Consider the following 4,746-nt stretch of genomic DNA (forward strand, 5'->3'; position numbering starts at 1 on the left):
GCGTGTTGTCGGCCGGCCTCGGCCAGGCACCCGGGCGCCAGGCGGCGATCGCCGGCGGCGTTCCGCAATCCGTGCCGGCTTCCACGCTCAACAAGATGTGCGGCTCGGGCATGAAGGCCGCGATGTTCGCAACCGATCTCGTAGCAGCAGGCAGCGCCGATATCGTGCTGGCCGGCGGCATGGAAAGCATGACCAACGCGCCATACCTGCTCGACAAGGCGCGCGGCGGTTATCGCATCGGCCATGGCCGCGTCATGGATCACATGATGCTCGACGGCCTGGAAGACGCCTATGATCGCGGCCGTGCCATGGGCACCTTTGCCGAAGACACCGCGCAGCACTACCAGTTCACCCGCGAAGCCCAAGACAATTACGCGCTGGAATCGCTGGCGCGCGCCAAGCGGGCGATCGAGGAAGGCCGTTTCCAGGCCGAGATCGTGGCGGTGGATGCGTCCACGACCGACGAACAGCCCGGCAAGTCGCGTCCCGAAAAGATCCCGCATCTCAAGCCCGCTTTCCGCGACGGCGGCACGGTGACGGCGGCGAACTCCTCGTCGATCTCGGATGGCGCCGCAGCCCTGATCATCACCCGTATGTCCGAAGCCGACAAGCGCGGTCTGACCCCGCTCGCCACCATTCACGGCCATGCCAGCCATGCGCAGGAGCCGAACTGGTTCACCACCGCGCCGGTGTTCGCCATGCAGAAGCTGTTGGACAAGGTCGGCTGGAGCAAGGACGAGGTCGATCTGTGGGAAATCAACGAAGCCTTCGCGGTGGTGCCGATGGCCGCCATCCGCGACCTTGGCATTTCGCATGATGTCGTCAACATCAATGGTGGCGCCTGCGCGCTCGGCCATCCGATCGGCGCATCGGGCGCGCGAATCATGGTGACTTTGTTGAATGCGCTGAAGGCAAACGGCCTCAAGCGCGGCGTGGCATCTCTGTGCATCGGCGGCGGCGAAGGCACCGCCATGGCGGTCGAGCTGGTCTGACCGGCAGCGCTTGAGCGCATGGCGTCGGATAAAGCGCAAACAGTTGGACAGGGTGAACTCGCACTAGGCCCCCTGTCCGACTACCTGAAGGCGGGGCGGCCGGATCTGCGCGGCGAGCCTCGCGCGCGCCAGATCTCGGGCGGGCAATCCAACCCGACCTTCTTTTTGTCCTTCGACAATCGCGAACTGGTGCTGCGCAAGCAGCCGGCCGGCCAGCTTCTGCCGTCCGCCCACGCGGTCGATCGCGAATATCGCGTCATGGCCGCGCTCGCCGACCAGGGCGTGCCCGTGCCGCGCATGGTGCTTTACGAAGAAGACCCCGCACTTCTCGGCACGAAGTTCTACGTCATGGAGCGTCTCGACGGCCGCGTGTTCCATGACAGCCAGTTGCCTGAGCTGGCGCAAGGCGACCGGGCCGCAGCCTACCACGACCTCGCAACCGTGCTTGCCCGCCTGCATTCGGTTGATGTCGCGGGTGCCGGCCTGTCCGACTTCGGCAGATATGGCAGCTATTTCGAGCGCCAGATCGCGCGCTGGACCAAGCAGTGGCATCTCTCGAAAACGCGTGAAATCCCAGACATCGATGCACTGGCCGCCTGGCTGCCGCAGAACATTCCGGCCGATGACCGCACCACGATCGTGCATGGCGATTACCGCATCGGCAATGTCATGCTGCATCCGACCGCGCCGGAGATCGTCGGCGTGCTGGACTGGGAACTGTCCACGCTCGGCCACCCCTTCGCCGACCTCGCCCATACGCAAACGCTGTGGTTCATCACGCCGGAGGAATATGGCGGCGTGATGGGGATCGACTTCGCGGCTCAAGGCTTGCCGACACGCGAAGCGTTTGAAGAGACTTATCTTCAAGCCGCCGGCATCAGCGAAGGCCTGAAACCCTTCCATCTCGCTTTCGCCCTGTTCCGCTTCGGCGTGATCTTCGAAGGGATTGCAGCGCGCGCGTTAGACGGCAGTGCCGCCAGTACCAACGCGGCCGAAGTCGGCAAGCTGTCGAGCGTGCTGGCAGCGCGCGCCGCGGATATTCTGTCGGGCGATCGCAGCTGGAAGGGTTGACCATCGCTGACCCGGTGTTTCTGGTGGCTCTGACGCAACGGCAAGGATTCGAAGTCGGCCCATGAAACGCATCGTCTCTGCTCTTCTCGGGCTCATCCTGCCCACCCAGGCGCAGCCGCAAACGCCTGACGATCCCGATCTGCGCAAACTGCGTTCGATGACCCAGCTCGAAGCCGAGGCCGTGCCGACGATCGCGCATCTGCCGGCGATCGAGAGCGAAACGGAAAGCGCGCGGCGCAGCGAGCGCGAAGTGGTCGAGCGGACGATCGCCTTGGCCATCGTCGCGGTGAAAGGCGAAACCGGCGATGCGGGGCTGTCCAATTCGCTCGTGCGCCAATTCGGTGCCGATGCCTTCTTCACGCCGAAGGAACGCGCCTTCATGGCTGAAAGCGATCCGGAACAGCAGGACCGCGTCAACTTCACCTGGCGCTATGAAGGCGTGAACGTCCTGCTTTGGGCGCTCGGCATCTTCGAGGAGCTACCCCGCCCCGAAGCGATCTGCGACGTTCCCCGCATCGCCGCCACCTTGCGCGACCTCGGCACGGACGGCCTGAAGAAGCGCGCCAAGCTGCGGCCGCAACGCGAGATCCTTGATGCCGCCGACCTGATCTACCGCTATGACTGGGCCGTGGTAAACGCGCGTATCAAGGGTGAACCCGCGCCGAGCGACCTCGACGGCAGCGTCGTCCAAGAACGCCATCACGCCCTGAACTGGCTGATCGGCTATCAGGACCAGGCGTGGGACGATGTTTCGACGGATACCTGAACATGGTCGAAGGGGTTGGTGGGAAATCCAACCGTCCGCTTCCAAGTTCGAAAAATTGGAAGCGGACGAGATCGGCGCTGTGGCGGTCTTCAGACCTGTTTCATACCGCCATCGACGCAGAGTTCGGCGCCGGTGATGAAGCTGGCGTCGTCGCTGAGAAGAAACAGCGCTGCGGATGCCACTTCGTCGGGACGCGCCATACGGCCCATCGGTATCGGCGCGATCAGCGTTGCACGCACGTCTTCTGAAACGGCCGCCATCATGTCCGTGTCCGTAGGGCCAGGTGCCACGACGTTGACGCGAATGCCGCGCGGCGCGAGTTCCGCGGCCCAGGTGCGGGCATAGGATCGGATCGCCGCCTTCGTGGCGGCGTAGGTGCCGTATGCTGGAATACCAGCGGCGTCCGCGATCGATCCCATGAGAACGACCGATGCGCCATCACCCATCGCCGGCAGGGCCGCCTGCAGGCCGAACACCATTCCACGCACGTTCACACCAAAGTGCCGATCGAAGTGCTCGACGGTTTGATCCGCAATCGCTGCAGGTTCGGATAGTCCGGCATTCAGAACGAGAAGGTCGAGGCGTGCCCGCGCTCCGGTCACGGTCGCAACGACCCGTGCCAGATCCTCGGGCACGCTGGCATCGGCCACGATCCCGCGCGCGCCTCCGCCCACCTGCCGGGCAGCAGTCTCCACCTCGTCGGCGCGTCGACCTGTCAGGAAAACGGTTGCTCCTTCGCGCGACAAACGTTCGGCGATCGCCAGCCCGATCCCCTTCGCACCCCCGATCACGAGTGCGGTCTTGTTCTCAACTGTTGCCATCGCATGAGCTCCTTGTTTGGCGATGGCATCCAGATATACGATGGCTATCTAGTAACAAGAACGCACTTTGAAGAGCCTAGATATGATCGATGATACCGAGCTGGCCTGTCTGTCCGAGCAGGCACGCGGCAATATGGTCCACATCCGGCCGGTTCTGGATCGGATCGCAGACAAGTGGACGATCCTGATCCTGACCGAACTGTGCCCCCAGCCGGCGCGGTTCAACGAGATCAAGCGACGCCTGGACGGCATCACGCATAAGGCGCTCGCCGACGCTTTGAAGCGATTGGAACGCAATGGTCTTGTGACCCGGACCGTTCTGCCGACCGCCCCAATCGGTGTCGAATACGCGATAACGCCGCTCGGCCACTCGCTGCGCCAGCCGTTCGAGGCTCTTTGTGCCTGGGCCCTTGCGCACGGTCCCGACATCAAGCGAGCAAGTGCCTGTTTTGATCAGGCAAAGGCCAATCAATAGCTGCAGCGCACGGAGGCACAGACAGGTCGCGTCGGCTTGAAGGCAAGTGCGCGATGATCGTGGAAGGGCCCAAAGTTGACGGCGCAGCATCAACTGGTCAGCCGACTGTCACCAGTGCCTAAAGCTCAACGCGCCGAAGTGGCGCGGGTCGGCTCCGTGGCGGAAAGCGGTTTCGATGAGGCGGTGGACTTCGCCGATTGTCACTTGCCTTTCGTAGGAGCCCGACTGCTCCGGTTGCGGCAAGTCCAGCAGGACGATCTGGAGGTGGCTGGCATCATCGACCTCGTCCGGTATGCCTTCCACGAAGTAGAACTGCACCGTTCTGTCCTGATCATCGATCAGGCCAAGGAAGTTGCCCTCGACGCCACGAACGACATCGGACCAGATCCGACCCGCCTCGGCAAGATCGACCTCTTTTGCCTGATCAGAAGGCAATTCGTCGCCACAGTCATTCCAATATGCTTTCATCCGCCTGTCCTTGGGTGAAATGCCCGTCTGCAAGGTTTGGAAATGAGGTGCGTCCTTCGAGGCTCGCCTTTGTTCGGCGGCTCATCATCAATGACGTCGTGCGGGCTCGCACCTCAGCAACCGTATTGTTGGGCTGTTTGTTTAATGTGGTCT

Annotated in this window: 6 protein-coding genes; 4 read left to right on the plus strand and 2 right to left on the minus strand. The window is 63.1% G+C overall.

Annotated features, from left to right (window positions below):
• The 3 genes from RTX98_RS19865 to RTX98_RS19875 form a co-directional block, all read left to right on the plus strand.
• A partial coding sequence (locus RTX98_RS19865) for an acetyl-CoA C-acyltransferase (RefSeq protein WP_312798601.1) occupies positions 1-992 on the plus strand: 992 nt, incomplete at its 5' end.
• Between the two features lie 18 nt (positions 993-1,010).
• Positions 1,011-2,063: a phosphotransferase family protein gene (locus tag RTX98_RS19870; protein WP_312798602.1), complete on the plus strand. Its 1,053-nt coding sequence runs from the start codon at positions 1,011-1,013 to the stop codon at positions 2,061-2,063.
• A 61-nt stretch (positions 2,064-2,124) separates the two neighbouring features.
• Positions 2,125-2,829 carry a DUF4272 domain-containing protein gene (locus RTX98_RS19875; RefSeq protein ID WP_312798604.1) on the plus strand — a complete coding sequence of 235 codons (705 nt, stop codon included), beginning with the start codon at positions 2,125-2,127 and terminating at the stop codon, positions 2,827-2,829.
• A gap of 89 nt (positions 2,830-2,918) precedes the next feature.
• On the opposite strand, the gene RTX98_RS19880 is transcribed toward RTX98_RS19875, so the two are convergent.
• Positions 2,919-3,650, minus strand: coding sequence for an SDR family oxidoreductase (locus RTX98_RS19880; protein ID WP_312798605.1), 732 nt, complete (start codon positions 3,648-3,650; stop codon positions 2,919-2,921).
• Positions 3,651-3,732: 82 nt separating this feature from the next.
• Here RTX98_RS19880 and RTX98_RS19885 point away from each other — a divergent pair, with 82 nt between their 5' ends.
• On the plus strand, positions 3,733-4,125 hold the full coding sequence (locus tag RTX98_RS19885) for a winged helix-turn-helix transcriptional regulator (RefSeq protein WP_189503066.1): 393 nt from the start codon (positions 3,733-3,735) through the stop codon (positions 4,123-4,125).
• A gap of 108 nt (positions 4,126-4,233) precedes the next feature.
• Here the strand turns inward: RTX98_RS19885 and RTX98_RS19890 are convergent, their stop codons facing one another.
• A complete protein-coding gene (locus tag RTX98_RS19890) occupies positions 4,234-4,593 on the minus strand; it encodes a hypothetical protein (protein WP_312798607.1) in 360 nt (119 codons plus the stop codon).
• Positions 4,594-4,746 lie beyond the last annotated feature (153 nt).

Source organism: Tianweitania sp. (assembly GCF_032053605.1).
In the GTDB taxonomy this organism is placed as follows: Bacteria; Pseudomonadota; Alphaproteobacteria; order Rhizobiales; family Rhizobiaceae; genus Tianweitania.

Coding starts and splice junctions, on each gene's coding strand:
- RTX98_RS19875 (WP_312798604.1), top strand. CDS start 2,125: ATGAAACGCATCGTCTCTGCTCTTCTCGGGCTCATCCTGCCCACCCAG.
- RTX98_RS19870 (WP_312798602.1), top strand. CDS start 1,011: ATGGCGTCGGATAAAGCGCAAACAGTTGGACAGGGTGAACTCGCACTA.
- RTX98_RS19885 (WP_189503066.1), top strand. CDS start 3,733: ATGATCGATGATACCGAGCTGGCCTGTCTGTCCGAGCAGGCACGCGGC.
- RTX98_RS19880 (WP_312798605.1), bottom strand. CDS start 3,650: ATGGCAACAGTTGAGAACAAGACCGCACTCGTGATCGGGGGTGCGAAG.
- RTX98_RS19890 (WP_312798607.1), bottom strand. CDS start 4,593: ATGAAAGCATATTGGAATGACTGTGGCGACGAATTGCCTTCTGATCAG.